The following is an 18048-nucleotide window of genomic DNA, read 5'->3' on the forward strand; positions in this document are numbered from 1 at the left end:
GGCCCAATTCGCAAGCCAAGGTCTTCTGCCGGGGCTGTCAGGAAAACTCCATGGAACGCGACGCGCCGCGCCGCCGGTTGCCGCCTCTCAACGCCCTTCGCGCGTTCGAGGCCGCCGCCCGCCACTTGAACTTCTCACGCGCCGCTGACGAGCTGTCGGTGACGCCTGGCGCGGTGAGCCAGCAGATCCAGAACCTGGAAGACTATGTGGGCGCCGCCCTCTTCAAGCGCACGCCCAAAGGGCTGCTGCTGACCGACGCCGCCCAGACCGCCCTCCCCGCCCTGCGCGAGGCCTTCGACCGGCTGGCCGAGGCCGCCTCGATGCTCACCGCCGCCGTGGACGGCCGCCGCCTGACCCTGACCGCCGCCCCCTCCTTCGCCGCCAAGTGGCTGGTGCCGCGCCTGGGCAAGTTCGAGGAGCTCAATCCGCAGGTGGACGTCTGGCTGTCGGCCGGGCTGGAGCTGGTGGACCTCACCGCCGGCGAGGTGGACGTGGCGATCCGCTACGGCGCCGGCCGCTATCCGGGCCTGGAGGTCCGCCGGCTGATCGGCGAGACCGTGGTGCCGGTGTTGAGCCCCGAGCTGCACGCCAACAACCCGCTGAACTCGCCGGCCGATCTGCTGGGCCACATCCTGCTGCACGACGGCTCGCCCGAGCCGGACGACAGCTGCCCCGACTGGACCATGTGGCTGGCGGCGCGCGGAGTGAAGGGCGTCGACGGCACCCGCGGGCCCCGCTTCAACCAATCCAGCATGGTGATCGAGGCCGCCGTCAATGGCCGCGGCGTGGCGCTCGCCAAGCGCACCCTGGCCCAGGCCGACATCGACGCCGGCCGCCTGGTCTCGCCGCTGCAGATTTCCACGGCCGTGGACTTCGCCTATTACGTCGTCCACCCCAAGGCCAAGGGCCGCCTGCCCCAGGTGAAGGCCTTCATCAACTGGATCACCGCCGAGGCCGAGGCCCACGAACTGGCGCTTCAGGCCCTGGACAATGGGGCGGGAATTTAGGTCTCCATTCCGCCTCCCCTTGCGGGAGAAGGTGTAGGGCGAGGGCCCGACGGATGAGGGGTCGCGCTCCCCTCTCCGCGCGAACGGCCGCGCCCTAACCCGAGAGGCCTAACGACCCCTCATCCGACCCTGCTCCGCAGGGCCACCTTCTCCCGCAAGGGGAGAAGGACGCTCCTTTACCTAAAGCTCAGTCCCTCGAACTGGCCGGACGTCCGCCAGGCCTCGATGTACTTGAAGAAGGCCGTGGCCCCCTGGGGATAGCCGACGTTGTACTTGGCCGCCGGGCCGGGGTTCTGGCCCTCGTTGTTGTAGTAGCCCGGCGTGCAGTCGGGCGCGCCCATCATGCGGCCCGCGCCGGTCAGCAGCAGGTCGACCCAGGCCTTCTGGGCCTCGGGGGTGACCTCCACCTCCTTGGCGCCCAGGTCGAGGGCGTGCTTCACGGTCAGGGCGATGGTGCGTCCCGACTCCGTCAGGTTGTGCGGCACGTTGGAGATCAGGTTCGCGCCCTGGGTCGGCTGCACGAAGAAGGCGTTGGGGAAGCCCAGCACGTGGATGCCATGCTTTGACTGCATCCCCTCGGCCCAGGCCTCCGAGAGGGTCTGGCCGCCCACACCGGTGACTTCGAAGCCCGCGCGGCGCTTGTACTCGGTGCCGACCTCGAAGCCTGAGGCATAGATGATGCAATCGACCTCGTACTCGACGCCGGCCACCACGAACCCCTTTTCGGTGATCGCCTCGACACCCTGGCCGTCGGTGTCGATCAGCTGGGCGCCGGGTTCATTGAAGGCCTGCAGATAGGCGTCGTGGAAGCAGGGACGCTTGCAGAGCTGCCGGTACCAGGCCTTCAGCTTCTCGGCGGTGTCACGGTCCTCGACGATGGCGACGGCGCGGGCGCGGATCTCCTCCATCTTCTCGAAGTCTGAGTCCTCGTAGGCGGCCAGCATCTTCTGCGGGGTCATGTCCTCGCGGGGCAGCTGGGAGATCTTGGCGCGGATGCGGCGCGACAGATCGGTCCAGCCGTCCATCACCAGGTCTTCCTCGGCGTTGCCGCCGGCCTGGTTGGCGGTGAAGTTCTCCAGCCAGCGCTTCTGCCAGCCCGGGGTCGCGATTTCCGCGAACCACTCGGGATCGATCGGCTTGTTGGCGCGGACGTCCACCGAGGACGGGGTGCGCTGCACGACGTAGAGCTGCTGGCAGGCCTTGGCCAGGTGCGGCACGGCCTGGACCGAGGTGGCGCCGGTGCCGATGATGGCCACCCGCTTGTCGGCCAGCTTCTCCATCTTGCCGCCCTTGGGGTCGCCGCCGGTGTAGTCGTAGTCCCACCGGCTGGTGTGGAATGAGTGGCCCTTGAAGGTCTCGATCCCCGGAATGCCCGGCAGCTTGGGCACATGCAGCGGCCCGGTGCCCAGGCCGATATAGCTGGCGGTGAATTCGTCGCCGCGGTTGGTCTTGATCACCCAGACCGAGCGGCTCGCGTCCCAGCGCAGGTCCTCGACCTCGGTGTGGAACAGGGCGTTCTCATAGAGGCCGTACTGCTTGCCGATCCGCTGGCACTGCTCGAGGATTTCCGGGGCGTGGGCGTACTTCTCGGTCGGCATGTGGCCGGTCTCTTCGAGCAGCGGCATGTAGATCATCGAGGCGGTGTCGCACTGGGCGCCCGGATAGCGGTTCCAGTACCAGGTGCCGCCGAAGTCGCCGCCCTTCTCGATGATGCGCACGTCGGTGACGCCCTGCTCCACCAGCCGCGCGCCGGTCACCAGGCCGGCGAATCCGCCGCCGACGAAGGCGAAGGTGACGTGGTCGGTCTTGGGGGCCCGCTCGACGCGGGGCGTGTAGGGGTCTTCGAGATAGTGGGCGAGGTTTCCCTTCACCTCCAGGTACTGCGAATTGCCGTCGGCCCGCAGGCGCTTGTCACGCTCGGCGACGTACTTGGCCAGCAGGGCCTTCTTGTCGATCACAGCCGCAGTGGTCATCTCAATGGCCTCAGTCTTAAATTCAAAGAAAACAAACGCCTGAGCCACCAGGGCCGGAGTCGTAACTTAGAATATAGGGTACGGCGTCCGCCAAGGCTAGCCACAGGCGGTGTTTCTCCACGCGCCGAGCGGCGGTGGCCAATGTGGGGAAGTTCTGGGAAAGTCCGTCCACCAAGCGAATGGTGGGTGCAGTAGGATTCGAACCTACGACCCGCTGATTAAGAGTCAGCTGCTCTACCAACTGAGCTATGCACCCGTACCGTTCGAAGCCCGCGAGGGCCTTGCGGCAAGGGCGCGGAACATACTTGAAGCCTCGCTGAAAGCAAGGCGGGTAAGGGGACGAATTTTTTGGCCAGGCGAGACCTCACCGGCGCGGTGGATTTTGCGTACCTCGAAGGCTTCGCCGCGGGCGATCAGGGCGTCGTGGACGAGGTCCTCGCCCTGTTCCGCGAGCAGGCCAATCTTTGGTCGGCGATGCTCGATCCCACGAGCGAGGGATGGCTGGACGCCGTCCACACCATCAAGGGCGCGGCGCGCGGCGTCGGCGCGTTCCAGCTGGGGGACGCCTGCGAGGTGGTCGAGCAACAGGGCGCGGTGCGCCTGGAGAGTGTTCGCATCGCCCTCCAGGCGGCCTTGAGCGATGTCGCGGCCTACGCCCACGAGCGGGCGCTGCAGTCGTTGAAGACCCCGAGGGGTTAGCGCTTCATCGCCCCGGCCAGGTACTTGCGGATGCCTGGACCGTAGGGCGGCCGCATGGTCAGCAGCGGGCCGATGTCCTTCTTGATCTGGGTGTAGATCGACTTGCGGTGGCTGAACTCGCGGAAGCCGTCGACCCCATGGTAGCTGCCCATGCCGGACGGCCCCACCCCGCCGAAGGGCAGTTCCTCCTGGGCGACGTGGAAGATCACGTCATTGATGGTCACCCCGCCGGCCGTGGTGCCGTTCAGCACCTTCTCCTTCTCCGCGGCGTCATCGCCGAAATAGTAGAGGCCCAGCGGGCGGTCGTGGGCGTTGACGTAGGCGATGGCCTCATCGACGCCGGAATAGGTCTTCACCGGCAGCAGCGGCCCGAAGATTTCCTCCTGCATCACCTTCATGTCGTCGGTGGGATCGATGATCAGGGTAGGCGCGATCTTGCGGTGTTCCTGCTGGCTGAGATCCTCGCCCTCGGGCTTCATCTCGATGATCCGCGCGCCCTTGGCCCGGGCGTCGTCCACATAACCCTTGATGCGGTCATAGTGCCGGTCGGCGACGATGGCGGTGTAGTCGGGGTTGTCGCGGAGGGTGGGGAACATCTTGGCCACCGCGCCCTGGGCGTGGCCGATGAAGTCCTCCAATTGATCCTTCGGGGCCAGCACGTAGTCGGGCGCCAAGCAGATCTGGCCGGCGTTCAGGGTCTTGCCGTTCATGACGCGGGCCGCGGCGGTGGCCATGTCGGCCGACTTGCCCAGGATCACCGGGCTCTTGCCGCCGAGTTCCAGGGTGAGCGGCACGAGGTTGGCCGAGGCCGCCTTCATCACATGGCGGGCGATGGAGGTCGCGCCGGTGAAGATCAGATGGTCGAAGGCCAGCTCCGAGAACGCCTGGCCCACCTCCGGCCCGCCGGTGATCACCGCGATCTCCTCCTCGGAGAAGACGCTGGAGAACATCACCGCCATCAGCTCGGAGGTGGCGGGCGTGAATTCCGAGGGCTTGATGATCGCCCGGTTGCCGGCGGCCAACACGCCGGCCAGCGGCGCGAAGGTCAGGTTCACCGGGAAGTTCCAGGGGCTGATGATGCCGATCACCCCCTTGGGTTGGAAGCGGACCTCGGCCTTGGCGCCGAACAGGCCCAGGATGGCGGGCGTGGTCTTGCGCTTCTCCGGCTTCATCCACTTGGTGAGGCTGTCGCGAGCGTGCTTCAGGGGGCCGATGGAGCCGGCGATGTCGGTGAAGGCGGTGGCCTCCCGAGAGCGCGAGCCGAAGTCGGTGTTCAGCGCCTCTTCAATGGCGGCCCGGTTGTCGATCAGCAGGCCGATGCAGCGGTCGATCCGCGCGATCCGCTGCTCGGCGGTGGGCGCGCCATCGCGCAGGTGGGCGGCCTTCTGCCTGGCCAGCAGGGCGTTCATCGAGGCGGCGTCGTGGGCCATGGTCGTCTGTCCTCCGGTCGTCGGCGGGCTCTTTGGTCGGCCGCCGTGAGCGGAGCTTAGCAGGCTTTTCGCCTGCCGCTGGGTCAGGCCGGGAAAGTGCTTTTCAGCGACGGGCGCTCGGAGATGGCGGCGAAGAAGGCGGCCAGCTTCGGGTGGCCCGACCGCCAGCCCATGTCGGGGAAGCGCAGGTCCAGGTAGCCCAGGGCGCAGGCCACGCAGATGTCGCCGAGGCCCGGATTGGCGGCGTCGCGGACGGAGGTTTCCAGCAGGTCCAGGGCGCGCTCGATCTTGCCAGACTGACCCGCCAGCCATTCCGACCAGCGCAGGGCCTCGGGCCGCATGGCCAGCTCGTAGCGGCTGAGCAGGGCCGCATCGAGGATGCCGTCGCTGGCCGCCTGCTCCACCAGGGCCGCCCAGCGGGCGTCGCCGGAACGGGGCGCCAGGGCCCTGTCGGTCAGGCTGTCCAGATAGTCGACGATCACCCGGCTGTCATAGATCGCCCGGCCGTCCTCTAGAACCAAGGTGGGGATCTTGGCCAGGGGATTGGCGGCGGCCAGCACAGGGTCGGCGGCGGCCGAGGGATTGGCTCCGACCAGGATCTCCTCCAGGACGATCCCCAGCTCCTGGGCGCAGATGCGGACCTTCCGGGCATAGGGCGAGGTGGGAGAGAAATAGAGCTTCATGCCGGCGTTCCTGCGGAGCCGCGCCACCGTGTCGGGTCCGCCAGCAGATCGAGAAGCGCCGTCCGGATCGCCTCGACGGGCGCGTCCCACATATTGGGCGGTGGAACCGTGCGCGCCAGGAAATTCATGCAGGCGTTGGCCTCGAAGATCAGCATCCGTCCGTCGGCGTCCAGGTGGCAGTCGATGCCGAAGACGTCGAGCCCCAGCCGACGCCCGATCTCCGCGACCGCCGGGGCGATCCTGGGCAGCAGGTCGGCCTCGAAGGACGCCAGCCGGACTTCCTCATCAGGCTCAGTGCCGGCGGCCTGAGTGTCGGCATGCAGAAGCCAGCTGTCCCCGATGATGACGTGGCGAAGGATGATCCGGCCGCCGATCACCGCCAGGCGGTACTTCCGATGCGCTCCGTCGGCGTCGGCGAACGCGTGGAACTCGGTGACGTAGACCGGGGCGTGGCACAGCCAGCCGGCGACCTGGCCTTCCAGGGCCTCGGCGGTCTCGAACCTCAGCAGGCGCTCGCCACCGTGGTCCCCGGCTGGGCGGACCAGGAGCGGGTAGGTCATGCGCCGCGCCGCGATCATCCGGGCCAATTCCGCCGGGCCGGCCGCGGTCAGGCGCTCGGTGCGCGGGACCACGACCCCCGGCACGCCCTGCAGGGACGCGGCCACCGCTTCGCGTCCCGACCGCAGCACCGCCTCCGGGCTGTTGAAACACGGCTGGCCCATGGCGCGGACGATCCGCTCGGCCTTGGCGAGGGCCACGCCATAGATGTCCGGGTCGGCCAGGTAGTTGACCATCGGCCGCGCCATGATCCGCAGATCGATGGGCCCGGCCGGCGGGCCAAGCCAGATTTCCTGGGCGTCAGCGAACGCGCTGTCGAGATAGTTCAGGAAGCTGCAGGTCCCGAAGAAGGTGTAGCTGGGCCGCCGGAGCAGGCCCTGTTGCTGGGCGCGGACCATCCGGTCATCGGGAATGCCCATGAACAGGAGGTAGCTTCCAAAATCGGGATCAGACCGCAATTTACTCAGACTCTTCAAACACACGCGGCTGAGCGATGGCCCCGCACGGCGGGTTTGTCCAGACGCAAGCTCCCTGCCCCCGGGCCGCCAGGGCTATCGGCGGCGGCGGCCTGGCGCCAGGCTGGGGCACATGACTCGCGTCCTCCTCCTCGGCTGCGCCGGCAGCGGCAAGAGCACCCTGGCGCGGCGGCTGTCGGCGAAGACCGGGGCGCCGGTGATCGACCTGGACGCGATCTGGCGCGGTCGCGTCCAGGAAACCTCCGACTTCCGGGCGACCCTGGCGAGCTTGCATGCCCAAGACGCCTGGGTCAGCGACGGCAACTTCGCCGCGGTGACCTTCGACCTGCGCATGCCCCGGGCCGACCTCGTGGTGTGGCTGGACCGCCCTCGCCTCACCTGCGCGTGGCGGGCTATCACCCGCACCTTCCGGACCGGCGAGATGCACAGACCGGGCGACCTGCTCACCGTGCTGAAGTTCATCTGGGGCTTCGACCGGCAGAACCGGCCACGCATCGAGACGCTGCGGCTTCAGTATGGGGCCGCCACGCCGGTGGTGCGGCTACGGACCGACGCTGAGATCGCGGCCTTCGTGGCGGGGTTCCAGGCCGCCGGTCGGCCCTGAGGAACCGTCACCTTGCCGCCGCGTTGAGCTACCCGACGGACGGACACATGTCCCCAGGAGATCCCCCAATGCGTAAGACCCTTCTCGCCGCCGGCATCGCCGCGGCCGCCCTGCTGCCCACCTTCGCTCTGGCCCAGCAGACCTGCGAACAGCAGCAACAAAACAACCGCATCGCCGGCACGGTCATCGGGGCCGGTCTCGGCGCCGTGCTCGGCAGCCAGGTCTCCGGCAACGGCGCGCGCACCGAAGGCTCGGTGATCGGCGCCATCGGCGGCGCCATCGCCGGCAATCAGATCGCCAAGTCGCGCAGCAACTGCGCCAGCGCGAACGCCTATGGCTACTACGACACCAATGGCGCCTGGCACGCCAACGCGGTGAACGAGGCCAGCGCCCAGGGTTACTACGACCGTGACGGCCGTTGGGTCGATGGCGCGCCGAACGGCTATTACGACGGCCAGAACCGCTGGATCGCCGCCAACACCAACGCCTCGGCCAGCGGCTACTATGACCGCAACGGTCGCTACGTTCCGGCCTCGGCCGGCGGCTACTACGACGTGAACGGCCAGTGGGTCGGCGCCTCGGCCAGCGGGTACTACAGCAACGGCCGCTGGATCGCCGGTCCCGCCACGGGCCGCTATGACGCCAACGGCCGCTGGATCGCGGGGACCACCCCCGGTCGCCGCGCCGCCAATGGCGCCTGGGTCGCCGACGCTCAGCCGGGCTATTACAACAGTAACGGCCGCTGGGTCGCGGGCCAAGCCTATGGCTACTATGACGGTCAAGGCCGCTGGGTCGCCACCGCTCCGTCGGCCGGCGGCTACGGCCAGAACGCCTCCTATCAGCAGGGTTCCGGCTGGGCCGGCTCGCCGATGGATGTCCGTGGCCGCCAGGCCTGGCTGCAGGAACGTGTCCAACGCGGCTTGAACGACGGCACTCTGTCGCGGGCCGAGGCCGCCCAGGCCAACCGTTCGCTCAGCATGATCAGCCGCCAGGAACGTGGCATGCGCCACTACCGCAACGGCCAACTGGGGCGCCGCGACGCCGCGATCATCCAGGCCAAGCTGGACACCGTGGCCGCCTCCATCCGCGCCGACCGTCGCGACCGCGACGACCGTCCGCGCGGCTACTAGGACCCTCAGCTTCGGCTGATTGTGCTGCGGGCCTCCGGCATTGCCGGGGGCCCGTTTGCATATGGGTCTTTTCAGATTTTGTGGGGTTGAGGCTGCGCTCCTCGCGCCTAGGCTTCGGACATTGAATTTGCGCGAGGCGCCATATGCTCGATCTCCACTATTGGCCGACCCCCAACGGCAAGAAGGTCACCATCCTGCTGGAAGAGCTCGGAGTTCCCTACAACATCGTGCCGGTGAACATCGGCCGCGGCGACCAGTTCACCGACGCCTATCTGAAGATCGGTCCCAACAACCGCATGCCGGTGCTGGTGGACCACGAGCCCACGGGCGGCGGCGAACCGATCAGCGTGTTCGAGTCAGGCTCGATCATGATGTACCTGGCCGAGAAGTACGGGAGGTTCTGGCCGCAGGACGTTCGCGGCAAGTACGAGGTCAACCAGTGGGTCGTCTGGCAGATGGCCAACCAGGGCCCCAAGACCGGCGAACGCGGGCACTTCAGCCGCGTCGACCCCAAGCACGGCGACCAGTCCTACGCCCAGCGTCGGTTCAACGACGAGGTCCACCGCATGTACGGCGTGCTGAACAACCGGCTCTATGACCGGCCCTGGATCGCGGGTGACGAGTACTCCATCGCCGACATGATCTGCTATCCCTGGACGGTGACCTGGGAAATGCAGGGCATCGACATGGCGGAGTTCAAGTACTTCAAGCGCTGGTTCGATGTGATGGCCGCGCGGCCGGCCGTCGTGAAGGGCATGGCGGTCACCGCCGGCCCGCCCGAGGACCCCGCCACGGTCACCCCCGAGGAGCGCGAGCGTCGCATGAAGCAACTCTACAACCAGCGCGCCCGGCCGGCGCCTTAGGCGCGCGGGCGGCTAGATCACCTCTTCCAGCACCACCGGCACCATTTGGCTCTGGCCGTTCCGCTCCACCTGAATCTCAACCGTTGATCCCGGCGCGCCTTTGAGCGCCCAGGACAGGCCGTTGAGACCGTCCTTTCCGCGCCACCCCGTCACCTTGTCTCCGAGCTTCAGACCGGCCCGATCGGCAGCCGAGCCCGGGTTCAGCTGCACGACGCGGGCAGCCCCGTCAGCGAGCGCCACCTCCGCGCCGGCGCGGTCATACCGATAGCCGTCGCCAATCGCGCCATTGGGCCGAACCCAAAGCTTGCGGCGCTGCGGATCGGAGATGAAGTTCAGTCGCCGCAGGAGTTCCATGCCGATCAGGCCAGCTTCCGTCCGCGATCCATCCCGGTCGCTGTCGGCTGGATCGCCGAGCGTGACGATAGGATTTGCGAACACCAGTTTCCCGAACTTCAGGCGCTCGGCGCGAACGACCCGGACGTCTGCAGCCTGCGCCACCGTGCGTATCGATCCCTGCTGATGAAGCTTAAAACTGTCCCAGAGACCTTTCCGCTTCACGTAGTCGGGAAACAGATAGAGGCCTCCGGCTGAGCCGGTGTCCACCATCAGCTTGATGCGCTCGCCGTTGAATTCAGCGTCGATGACCGGCCGATGATCCTTGATCAGCTTGTTGTTGTCGTCGTTGGTGTAGGCGCCCATGCGATCCAGACTTCCGTCCGCACCCCGGCCGGCGTCGAGATTCAGGGCCTCGTATCCGCTCAGGTCCTTGGGCATGCGGCTGGCGATCAGCACCTGCCCCGCGTCGAAGTCCATACCCATGACCCGAAAGCGCGCCAGGGGAATGAGCCCCTGCATCGGCTGCGGGAGATAGTTCAACCCCGCCACCGGCACCCAGGTTTCACCCACCGCCCCTCCCAGGGTGACACTCGCTCCGTACATCTGGACGTCGATCCGTCCCACCGCAGCCTGGGCCAAGCCCTTGCCATACCTGCGGAGGGCGAGCTCCAGGGCCTTTGACTCCAGGATCGCAAAACCCCCAGACCCCGTGTCGATCATGAAGGGCAGAGCCGGCGCCTTGTTGTCCAGATGGACCCAGGACCAAGCCATGTTGCGAGTTGTGGAGAAGGGATAGGTCACCCCCTCATCGGCCGCGGCTGCGCTGCCTGGAACCAGCAGCGTGGCGCCAGCCAGCGCGTCTCGTCTGGAAAGTGTCATGGAGCCCCCCGGGTCTTATGGCCAAGCTCCGCGGTGGGGGCGTAGTCGTCAACCTATCATTGTGATCCCAGCGAGCGTCCCAGCGCCCTACGCCGCCCACCCCACCGTGCCGCGGCGGATCATCAACGAGGCGGCGCCGCCGAAGGGGCGTTGCAGCATTCTCACGGGGTGACAGGTGGCCCTGGGCGCCCGACTCACAAGGTTCAAGCTGACGCCAGTTTACCTACTTGGCGCGATAGACCACCTTGCCCCCCACCACCGTCATCACCGCGTGGGCCTTGGCGATGTCCGGGAACGGCGCGGTCATCAGGTCCACCGAGAAGACCGAGACGTCGGCGGCCTTGCCGACCGCCAGGTCGCCGAGGTCCTGTTCCCGGAACACCGCATAGGCCGCGCCCTTGGTGAGCATGGAAAGCGCCTGGGGCCGGGTCAGCACCTCGTCCAGGCCCCAGTTCGGGCCGGCGAAGCCCTTCAGGTCGTGGCGGTAGGCCGCCGCATAGAACTCAACAAGGGGATCGCCCTTCTCCACCGGCGCGTCGGTGCCGGCGGCCATGTGGGCGCCGCTGGCCCAGAGAGCCTGCCACGCATAGGCGCCCTTGAGGCGCGCCTCTCCCAGACGGGCCGGCGCGAAGTAGAGATCGCCGATGGCGTGGGAGGGCTGCATGGAGGCGATGACGCCGAGGTCGGCGAAGCGGGGAATGTCGGTGGGCGAGATCACCTGGGCGTGTTCGATGCGCCAGCGGGCGGCGCGGAGTTGGGCGGGATCGCCATCGAAGGCGGTCTCGAAGGCGTCCAGCACCAGGCGGTTGCCCCGGTCGCCGATGGCGTGGATGGCGATCTGGGCCTTGGACTTCCGCGCCGCCTGCAGGGTCTTGGCGATCACGTCGGCTGGGGTGAGCAGCAGGCCCGTCCCCGGCGCGTCGTCATAGGGCGCAAGCAGAGCCGCGCCCCGCGAGCCCAGGGCCCCGTCCATGTACATCTTGATGCCGTCCACCCGCACCAGGCCGGTGGGATCGGCGGACGGCCCGGTGGTCAGCAGGGTTCCCTGGCTGGCCAGGTCCATGAAGTTGTCGACCCGGATCGGCAGGGTCCCGGCGGCGGCCATGTCGTTGAGGATCGCCACGTCCCTGGCCGCGACACTGACGCTGTGCAGTCCCGTCCAGCCGCGGGAGGCGTAGAGCTCCACCGCCCGCTTGGCGGCCTCGCGCATCTGGGCCTCCGAGGTCGGCGGGACCTTGGAGGTCACCAGGGCCTTGGCGTTGTCCACCAGCATGCCGGTAGGTTCGCCCGCCGCGTCGCGCAGGATCTGACCGCCGGCCGGATCGGGGGTGTCGCGGGTGATCCCGGCCAGGGCCAGCATCTTCGAATTGACGACGATGGCGTGGCCGTCGGCGCGGCCCAGCACCACCGGGCGGTCAGCGACCACGGCGTCGAGATCAGCGCGATTGGGGAAACGTTTCTCCGGATAGTGGGTCTCGATCCAGCCGCGGCCGGACAGGACATGGGAACCTGGGTGGGCGGCGGACCAGGCCTTCACCTTGGCGGTCATCTCGGCGATCGAGAGCGTGCCCTCCAGGTTCAGGGTCATCTCGCGCAGGCCGATGCCCATCAGGTGGGCGTGGGCGTCGACGAACCCCGGATAGGCGGTCGCCCCCGCAAGGTCGATGGACTTCGCCTTGCCCGCCTGTTTGCGGGCCTCGGCGAGCGAACCCGTGAAGGCCACCTTGCCGTCCTTGATCAGGAGCGCCTCCACCTTCGGCTGGGCGTCGACGCCGGTATAGATCGGGCCGCCGAAGATCAGCAGGTCGGCGGCCTGTGCGGCGCCGGCGAAGGCGAGACCGGCGGTCAGGGCGAGGCAGGCGAGCTTCAGGCGCATGGTCGAGACGATTCCCCCGGACTGGTTGGCGTCATAGAGGCATGATCGCCAGCGGTGTGGAAATGGTCCGCGCCGATTTGGCCGGGTTTTCCCACCCCTGCCCAAGATTTGCGATGGCGGCCCGACTAGCGGCGTGGTGTGCCAGACACGACGCCAATCAGTTCGGCGGGATCGGAGATGATCCGTTGGGCGCCGGCGCTCTCTAGCTCCTCGCGGTCGCCATAGCCCCAGAGCACGCCGACCGAGCCCACGCCGTTCGCTTGTGCGCCCACGACGTCATGCCGGCGGTCGCCGATCATCAGGCAGCGGTGGGCAGCCAGGTCGTGGCGGCGCAGGATGTCGGCGATGAGGTCGGCCTTGGCGTCCAGCGCGCCGTCGGGCTCGGAGCCGTAGATTCCCACGAACGCCCCGCTCTTCCCGAGATGCTCGAGGATCCGCCGGGCGAACACCGTGCGCTTGGAGGTTGCGACGTAGAGCGGCGTGCCGGCCAATTGCTCCAGCACCTCTGCAACGCCGGGATAGAACTCCGACGCCAGATACCCCTCCGCCCCGTAGTGCGCACGATAGGCCAAGATGGCCTCGGCTACACGGTCGTCGCCGAAGCGGCCCAGCACCTGGGCCATGACCTCGTCCAGCGGCGGTCCGATCAAGCCGTCGAGGCTGACCTCCACGTCGCCGTGCCCCAGGGCCGCCAGCGCGGCCTGCGCGCTCGCCCGGATGCCCGGCTCGGAATCCACCAGGGTGCCATCCAGGTCAAAGAGGATCGCGGCGGGCGGGATGGCCACGGCCTCAGCCCCAGACCCGCTGGGCGTAGTCCACGAAGTTGGACCCCAGGATCTTGTCCACCACCCGCGGCTTGACGCCCCGCGCGGCCAGCAGGTCCGCCAGCTTGCGGAACTGGTCCACGCCGCGCAGATCGACGACGAAGGGATAGGTGTCGGCCCGCTCGCCCTTGGCGCCGATGCCGGCGGCCTGGCGTTCGGCAATCTCCTTCTCCAGAGCGCCCTGATAGGCCGCCAGGTCGTCGATGGCGGTGATGGAGCCGTCGGTGCCGAGGCCCACATGGTTCTCGCCGCAGATCTTCAGGGCGTGCTCGATGTGGGCCACCACATCCGTCGCCTTCGGGTGGCCGTCCAGGGTGAGGAACGGCATGAAGTAGATGCCGACGAACCCGCCCTGCTCGGCCACGCCGCGCAGCTCGGCGTCGGTCTTGTTGCGCGGCAGGTCGGTGAGCGCCCGGCAGCCGGTGTGGTTGATGGAGATGGGCGCCTTGGAGGCGGCGATGGCGTCCAGGCAGGTGCGCTCCCCGGAATGGGAGAGGTCCACCATCACCCGGGCCTCATTGAGCTTGGCCACCACCCTGCGGCCCTGCTCGGTCAGGCCGCGATTGGCCGGGGCCATGGAGCCGTCGCCCAGGAGGTTCTCCGGGTTGTAGGTGAGCTGGATGACGCGGACGCCGCGGGCGGCGAACTCATCGACCCGCTCCAGCTGCTCGCCCACCTGGACGGCGTTCTGGAAGCCGTAGATCAGCCCGACCTTGCCGTCCGCCTTGGCCTTGGCGAAGTCGGCGGCCCTGGTGATTTTCATCAGGTCGGCGGGGTGGGCGGCCAGGATGGCGTCCCAGGTGTCGAGGCTCCGAAGCGTCTCCGCATAGGGGTCGCCGGGGCCGAAGACGTAGCCGAGGGTGGTGTTCACGGCGGTCAGGCCCGAGGCCTTGGCGTCGGCGATGGAGCGGGCGTCGAAGTCGGCCTCCATGGGCGGCGCCGGACCTTCGCGGCCGATGGCCCGGTTGGGGTTGATCAGGCCGCCGAGCGCATTGACGATGATCGGATCGCTGGCCGCCATCGCGGGACGCACCGCCGTGGCGGCCAGGGCGCCGGCCGCAAGGGCGAGCGTGGTGCGGCGCGAGATCATTCCGGCTCCTTGCGCGCCGTGGCGTCGCTCTGGGGATCATAGTCGGCGCGGCGGTAATCCACCCCGCGCTTCACGGTCAGGACCACGGATCGCAGGCCCTTGATGTCGGCGCTGGGATCCTGGGCCACGAACACCAGGTTGGCGAGCTTGCCCGCCGCGACGGTTCCGAAGTCCGGCTCCTTGGCGACCGACAGCGCCCCGCCCCGGGTGGCCGCCGAGATCGCCTGCAGCGGCGTGAAGCCCGCCTTGGCCACCAGCAGTTCCAGCTCGTTGTGCAGGTCCGGATAGGCGTCCTCGGGCGCGGAGAAGCCGTCGGTGCCTGCCGAGATCACCACGCCGGTCCGCAGCGCCTGGTTGGTCAGGCGGGCGGCGAGGTCGGCGTTGCAATAGGGCTTGGGCCGTTCCGGGTGGGCGGCGGCGCGTTCGTCCATTCCGGCATAGACCAGCAGGGTGGCGTCCAGGACCGTGCCCTGGCGTTTCATTTGCGCGTAAAGTTTCGCCATTACTGCATTGTCTTTGTTGTCGAACTTCGAATAGTCGACGGCGGCTCGGTTGTGGTAGGCGGCCGGGATCGCGGCGGATGCCTGATAGGCCAGCATGCAGACATGGCTGATCACATCGGCCTTGGCGTCCAGCACCTCTTGCGGACTGGCCGGGAAGACCGCGCCGTGCGCCCAGACCGGAATGCCCTGGCGGTGGGCCTCGGCCGTGATCGCCTTCACCCGGTCGCCCGGCAGATTCGCATAGATCTTGATGGCCGAGGCCGAGGTCCCCCGCGCCATCGCCACGGCCTGGGTCAGGTCGGTCTTGTCATCGACGCCCTGCATCCAGGGCGTCTTGCCAGGCGTGGCGCCGGCGCTGACCGCATGGGTGCGCGGGTCGTCGAAGAACTCCGGTCCGGCCATGAGAGCGGCGTAGTAGATGTCCGGCCCCGGGATCGCGCCGATCCTGGTCTCGCGGGCCAGATCGCCCACCAGCCGCAGATCATCGGCCATGTCGCGGACGCCGGTGATCCCCCCGTAGAGGTCGCGCTTCAGCTGGGCCTGGGCGAAGGCGCGCACCGGCGGGGTGGCCAGGTGCTCGTGGCTGTTGATCAGGCCCGGCAGGGCGTAGAGCCCCGTCACATCCACCACCTTGGTGTCGGGCGGCAGCTTCAGCGCCATCTGGGAGGCGTCCCAGACCTTCTCGATCCGCTCGCCCTTCACCAGAATGCTCATGGGCGCGGTGGGGCCCGCCCCCGTCCCATCGATGACCCGGGCGCCGCGATAGACGACCTGGGGCGGCTCGGCGGCGTGGCTTGCGAAGGCCGCGAGGCTGAGGCCGGCGGCGAGGAGGAGCTTGAGGATCATGCAACCGACATAACCACCCGCGCGATCTGGGGCGAGCGCGGAATCGGAACCTCGCGGCCTCACGCCGGTTCCGCTCTTCAGTTCGCCCCTGAACGGAAGGAAACCCCATGCGTGGATGGTTTGTCACCGCGGCCTCGGTCGCCGCCCTCGCCTGCGCCAGTTCGGCGCTTGCCCAGCCGGTGCTCAGCACCGCCAACCGACCCACCCAGACCCCCACCGACGCCGCGTCCTACGTGGACGAGGCCTTCGCCGCCGACGCCTTTGAGGTCACCTCCAGCAGGCTGGCCCTGTCGCGGTCCAAGGATCCGGCGGTGAGGGACCTGGCCGAGCGGATGATCGATAGCGGGACCATGACCACCAACGCCCTGCTGGCCGCCGCCGAGGAGGCCAATGTGCCGCCCCCGTCGTCGCCCTCGGGTGACAACGTCAAGGGCGCGATGATGGACGCGCTCACCCAGACCAGCGGCAAGGACTTCGACGACACCTATATCGCCCAGCAGCGACGCATCCAGCAGGAGCAACTCGCCCTGCACCAGAGCTACGCCGCCGACGGCGACAACGACATCCTGCGCGACTACGCCGTGGATACGGCGGCGCGCGCCGCCGACCAGCTGGACGAGGTGAACACCCTGCCGAGGCGGTAGGGTCAGGCCTACCTTTCCTCCCTGCGTTTACGGGGGAGGGGGACCGCGTAGCGGTGGAGGGTGCGCGACCGGACGCCGTGGATGGGGCTCGCCCCCTCCACCACGCGTGCCGCGCGGTCCCCCTCCCCCGTTCCGCTCCGCGTCACAGGGGAGGAAAGACTAGCCTCAGCGCGGCAGCTTGCTCGCGCCCATCAGGAAGGCGTCCACGGCCTGGGCGCACTGACGGCCCTCGCGGATCGCCCAGACCACCAGGGACTGGCCGCGCCGCATGTCGCCGCAGGAGAAGATGTTCGGCGTGGAGGTCTTGTAGTCGGTGACCGGGGCTTTCACGTTGCCGCGCGGGTCGATCTCGACCCCGGCCTGCTCGGTGAAGGCGTTGTGCTTGGGCGAGACGAAGCCCATGGCCAGTAGCACCAGGTCGGCCTTCAGCTGGAATTCGCTGCCTTCCACTTCCTTCAGCACCTGACGGCCGTCGGCGCCCGGCGCCCACTCCATGCGGACGCACTCCAGGGCCTCGATCTTGCCGTTGGCTCCGATGGCGCGCTTGGTGGCCACGGCGAAGTCGCGCTCGCAGCCCTCTTCGTGGCTCGACGAGGTGCGCAGCTTCAGCGGCCAGTCCGGCCAGGTCATGAACTTGTTCTCCCGGGCCGGGGGCTCGGGCATGATTTCCAGCTGGGTGACCGAGGCCGCCCCATGGCGGTTGGAGGTGCCGATGCAGTCGGACCCGGTGTCCCCGCCGCCGATCACCACCACATGCTTGCCGGTGGCCGAGATGGCGCCGGTGGGCGCTGCGCGCAGTTCGTCGTCGCCAGCGTTGCGCTTGTTCTGCTGGACCAGGAAATCCATGGCGAAGTGGATGCCGTCCAGGTCGCGGCCCTGGACCTCCAGGTCGCGGGGGTTCTCGGCCCCGCCGGCCATCACCAGCACATCATAGTCGTCCAGCAGGCGCTGCACCGAGACCGAGACGCCGATCTCCATGCTGGTGCGGAAGATGACGCCTTCAGCCTCCATCTGCGCCACACGGCGGTCGATGAGGTGCTTTTCCATCTTGAAGTCGGGGATGCCGTAGCGGAGCAGGCCGCCGATGCGGTCGCTCTTCTCGAACACGGTCGTCGCATGGCCGGCCCGGGCCAGTTGCTGGGCGCAGGCTAGCCCCGCAGGCCCCGAACCCACCACCGCGACCCGCTTGCCGGTGCCGCGCGGCGACATCTGCGGCGTGATCCAGCCCTCTTCCCATCCCTTGTCGACGATGGCGCATTCGATCGTCTTGATGGTCACCGGGGTGTCGATGATGTTCAGGGTGCAGGACGCCTCGCAGGGGGCGGGGCAGACGCGGCCGGTGAACTCCGGGAAGTTGTTGGTGGACTGGAGGTTCTCCAGCGCCGTCTTCCACTGGTCGCGATAGACCAGGTTGTTGAAATCCGGGATCTGGTTATTCACCGGACAGCCGGTGTGGCAGAACGGAATCCCGCAGTCCATGCAGCGCGCGGCCTGCTTGTTCAGCACGTCCTGCGGCAGCGGATGGACGAACTCCTTCCAGTTGCGAAGGCGGTCCTGCGGCTTCTCGTAGCCGCGATCCTGGCGCTCAATTTCCAGGAAGCCGGTGGGCTTGCCCATGGGTTTACTC

At 68.2% G+C, this 18048-nt stretch carries 16 protein-coding genes and 1 tRNA gene; 6 read left to right on the forward strand and 11 right to left on the reverse strand.

The annotated features are described in order from the left end of the window. Positions 1-50: 50 nt before the first annotated feature. Positions 51-1007, forward strand: a complete 957-nt coding sequence (gene gcvA / locus Q7J39_RS07285) for a transcriptional regulator GcvA (RefSeq protein WP_304822119.1) — start codon at positions 51-53, stop codon at positions 1005-1007. A gap of 176 nt (positions 1008-1183) precedes the next feature. Here the strand turns inward: gcvA and Q7J39_RS07290 are convergent, their stop codons facing one another. After that, positions 1184-2980: an NAD(P)/FAD-dependent oxidoreductase gene (locus tag Q7J39_RS07290; protein ID WP_304822122.1), complete on the reverse strand. Its 1797-nt coding sequence runs from the start codon at positions 2978-2980 to the stop codon at positions 1184-1186. Positions 2981-3160: 180 nt separating this feature from the next. Then, positions 3161-3236: transfer RNA gene (locus tag Q7J39_RS07295), tRNA-Lys, on the reverse strand. A gap of 92 nt (positions 3237-3328) precedes the next feature. Here Q7J39_RS07295 and Q7J39_RS07300 point away from each other — a divergent pair. Further along, a complete protein-coding gene (locus Q7J39_RS07300) occupies positions 3329-3679 on the forward strand; it encodes an Hpt domain-containing protein (protein ID WP_304822125.1) in 351 nt (116 codons plus the stop codon). Here the strand turns inward: Q7J39_RS07300 and Q7J39_RS07305 are convergent. From Q7J39_RS07305 to Q7J39_RS07315, 3 genes are all read right to left on the reverse strand, one after another. Further along, positions 3676-5109: a coniferyl aldehyde dehydrogenase gene (locus Q7J39_RS07305; RefSeq protein ID WP_304822128.1), complete on the reverse strand. Its 1434-nt coding sequence runs from the start codon at positions 5107-5109 to the stop codon at positions 3676-3678. The two genes, Q7J39_RS07300 and Q7J39_RS07305, sit on opposite strands and share 4 nt — an antisense overlap. Before the next feature lie 83 nt (positions 5110-5192). Continuing rightward, positions 5193-5792, reverse strand: a complete 600-nt coding sequence (locus tag Q7J39_RS07310) for a glutathione S-transferase family protein (RefSeq protein ID WP_304822132.1) — start codon at positions 5790-5792, stop codon at positions 5193-5195. Then, complete coding sequence (locus Q7J39_RS07315; RefSeq protein WP_304822135.1) at positions 5789-6769, reverse strand: RimK family alpha-L-glutamate ligase; 981 nt, start codon at positions 6767-6769, stop codon at positions 5789-5791. The genes Q7J39_RS07310 and Q7J39_RS07315 overlap by 4 nt, the downstream gene beginning before the upstream one ends. A gap of 169 nt (positions 6770-6938) precedes the next feature. Here Q7J39_RS07315 and Q7J39_RS07320 point away from each other — a divergent pair, with 169 nt between their 5' ends. The 3 genes from Q7J39_RS07320 to Q7J39_RS07330 all read left to right on the forward strand — a co-directional run bounded on the left by Q7J39_RS07320 (position 6939) and on the right by Q7J39_RS07330 (position 9423). Next, positions 6939-7430 carry an AAA family ATPase gene (locus tag Q7J39_RS07320; RefSeq protein ID WP_304822138.1) on the forward strand — a complete coding sequence of 164 codons (492 nt, stop codon included), beginning with the start codon at positions 6939-6941 and terminating at the stop codon, positions 7428-7430. Between the two features lie 68 nt (positions 7431-7498). Continuing rightward, entirely contained in the window at positions 7499-8560 is a 1062-nt protein-coding gene (locus tag Q7J39_RS07325) for a glycine zipper 2TM domain-containing protein (RefSeq protein ID WP_304822141.1), read from the forward strand. A gap of 143 nt (positions 8561-8703) precedes the next feature. Continuing rightward, complete coding sequence (locus tag Q7J39_RS07330) at positions 8704-9423, forward strand: glutathione S-transferase N-terminal domain-containing protein (protein WP_304822144.1); 720 nt, start codon at positions 8704-8706, stop codon at positions 9421-9423. A gap of 12 nt (positions 9424-9435) precedes the next feature. On the opposite strand, the gene Q7J39_RS07335 is transcribed toward Q7J39_RS07330, so the two are convergent. The 5 genes from Q7J39_RS07335 to Q7J39_RS07355 all read right to left on the reverse strand — a co-directional run bounded on the left by Q7J39_RS07335 (position 9436) and on the right by Q7J39_RS07355 (position 15777). Further along, positions 9436-10479 carry an aspartyl protease family protein gene (locus Q7J39_RS07335; protein WP_304822147.1) on the reverse strand — a complete coding sequence of 348 codons (1044 nt, stop codon included), beginning with the start codon at positions 10477-10479 and terminating at the stop codon, positions 9436-9438. A gap of 382 nt (positions 10480-10861) precedes the next feature. Then, positions 10862-12514 carry an amidohydrolase gene (locus Q7J39_RS07340; RefSeq protein WP_304822150.1) on the reverse strand — a complete coding sequence of 551 codons (1653 nt, stop codon included), beginning with the start codon at positions 12512-12514 and terminating at the stop codon, positions 10862-10864. 125 nt (positions 12515-12639) lie between these two features. Then, positions 12640-13299 carry an HAD-IA family hydrolase gene (locus Q7J39_RS07345; RefSeq protein ID WP_304822153.1) on the reverse strand — a complete coding sequence of 220 codons (660 nt, stop codon included), beginning with the start codon at positions 13297-13299 and terminating at the stop codon, positions 12640-12642. Positions 13300-13303: 4 nt separating this feature from the next. Beyond that, positions 13304-14428 (reverse strand): dipeptidase, encoded by a 1125-nt coding sequence (locus Q7J39_RS07350; RefSeq protein WP_304822156.1) that lies wholly within the window; start codon positions 14426-14428, stop codon positions 13304-13306. Continuing rightward, entirely contained in the window at positions 14425-15777 is a 1353-nt protein-coding gene (locus Q7J39_RS07355) for an amidohydrolase family protein (RefSeq protein WP_304822159.1), read from the reverse strand. Before Q7J39_RS07355 ends, Q7J39_RS07350 begins: the two co-directional genes overlap by 4 nt. A 107-nt stretch (positions 15778-15884) precedes the next feature. Between Q7J39_RS07355 and Q7J39_RS07360 the strand changes: the two genes are divergently transcribed. Then, on the forward strand, positions 15885-16421 hold the full coding sequence (locus tag Q7J39_RS07360) for a DUF4142 domain-containing protein (protein WP_304822162.1): 537 nt from the start codon (positions 15885-15887) through the stop codon (positions 16419-16421). Between the two features lie 165 nt (positions 16422-16586). On the opposite strand, the gene Q7J39_RS07365 is transcribed toward Q7J39_RS07360, so the two are convergent. After that, positions 16587-18038 carry a glutamate synthase subunit beta gene (locus Q7J39_RS07365; protein WP_304822166.1) on the reverse strand — a complete coding sequence of 484 codons (1452 nt, stop codon included), beginning with the start codon at positions 18036-18038 and terminating at the stop codon, positions 16587-16589. Positions 18039-18048 lie beyond the last annotated feature (10 nt).

The sequence above is a fragment of the Phenylobacterium sp. genome (assembly GCF_030651185.1).
In the GTDB taxonomy this organism is placed as follows: Bacteria; Pseudomonadota; Alphaproteobacteria; order Caulobacterales; family Caulobacteraceae; genus Phenylobacterium.

What these genes read in the sequence shown, in the direction of transcription:
- Q7J39_RS07310 (WP_304822132.1), bottom strand. Translation starts at nt 5,792, where the DNA reads ATGAAGCTCTATTTCTCTCCCACCTCGCCCTATGCCCGGAAGGTCCGC.
- Q7J39_RS07330 (WP_304822144.1), top strand. Translation starts at nt 8,704, where the DNA reads ATGCTCGATCTCCACTATTGGCCGACCCCCAACGGCAAGAAGGTCACC.
- Q7J39_RS07365 (WP_304822166.1), bottom strand. Translation starts at nt 18,038, where the DNA reads ATGGGCAAGCCCACCGGCTTCCTGGAAATTGAGCGCCAGGATCGCGGC.
- Q7J39_RS07315 (WP_304822135.1), bottom strand. Translation starts at nt 6,769, where the DNA reads ATGGGCATTCCCGATGACCGGATGGTCCGCGCCCAGCAACAGGGCCTG.
- Q7J39_RS07340 (WP_304822150.1), bottom strand. Translation starts at nt 12,514, where the DNA reads ATGCGCCTGAAGCTCGCCTGCCTCGCCCTGACCGCCGGTCTCGCCTTC.
- Q7J39_RS07305 (WP_304822128.1), bottom strand. Translation starts at nt 5,109, where the DNA reads ATGGCCCACGACGCCGCCTCGATGAACGCCCTGCTGGCCAGGCAGAAG.
- Q7J39_RS07350 (WP_304822156.1), bottom strand. Translation starts at nt 14,428, where the DNA reads ATGATCTCGCGCCGCACCACGCTCGCCCTTGCGGCCGGCGCCCTGGCC.
- Q7J39_RS07360 (WP_304822162.1), top strand. Translation starts at nt 15,885, where the DNA reads ATGCGTGGATGGTTTGTCACCGCGGCCTCGGTCGCCGCCCTCGCCTGC.
- gcvA (WP_304822119.1), top strand. Translation starts at nt 51, where the DNA reads ATGGAACGCGACGCGCCGCGCCGCCGGTTGCCGCCTCTCAACGCCCTT.
- Q7J39_RS07355 (WP_304822159.1), bottom strand. Translation starts at nt 15,777, where the DNA reads ATGATCCTCAAGCTCCTCCTCGCCGCCGGCCTCAGCCTCGCGGCCTTC.
- Q7J39_RS07325 (WP_304822141.1), top strand. Translation starts at nt 7,499, where the DNA reads ATGCGTAAGACCCTTCTCGCCGCCGGCATCGCCGCGGCCGCCCTGCTG.
- Q7J39_RS07335 (WP_304822147.1), bottom strand. Translation starts at nt 10,479, where the DNA reads ATGATCGACACGGGGTCTGGGGGTTTTGCGATCCTGGAGTCAAAGGCC.
- Q7J39_RS07290 (WP_304822122.1), bottom strand. Translation starts at nt 2,980, where the DNA reads ATGACCACTGCGGCTGTGATCGACAAGAAGGCCCTGCTGGCCAAGTAC.
- Q7J39_RS07320 (WP_304822138.1), top strand. Translation starts at nt 6,939, where the DNA reads ATGACTCGCGTCCTCCTCCTCGGCTGCGCCGGCAGCGGCAAGAGCACC.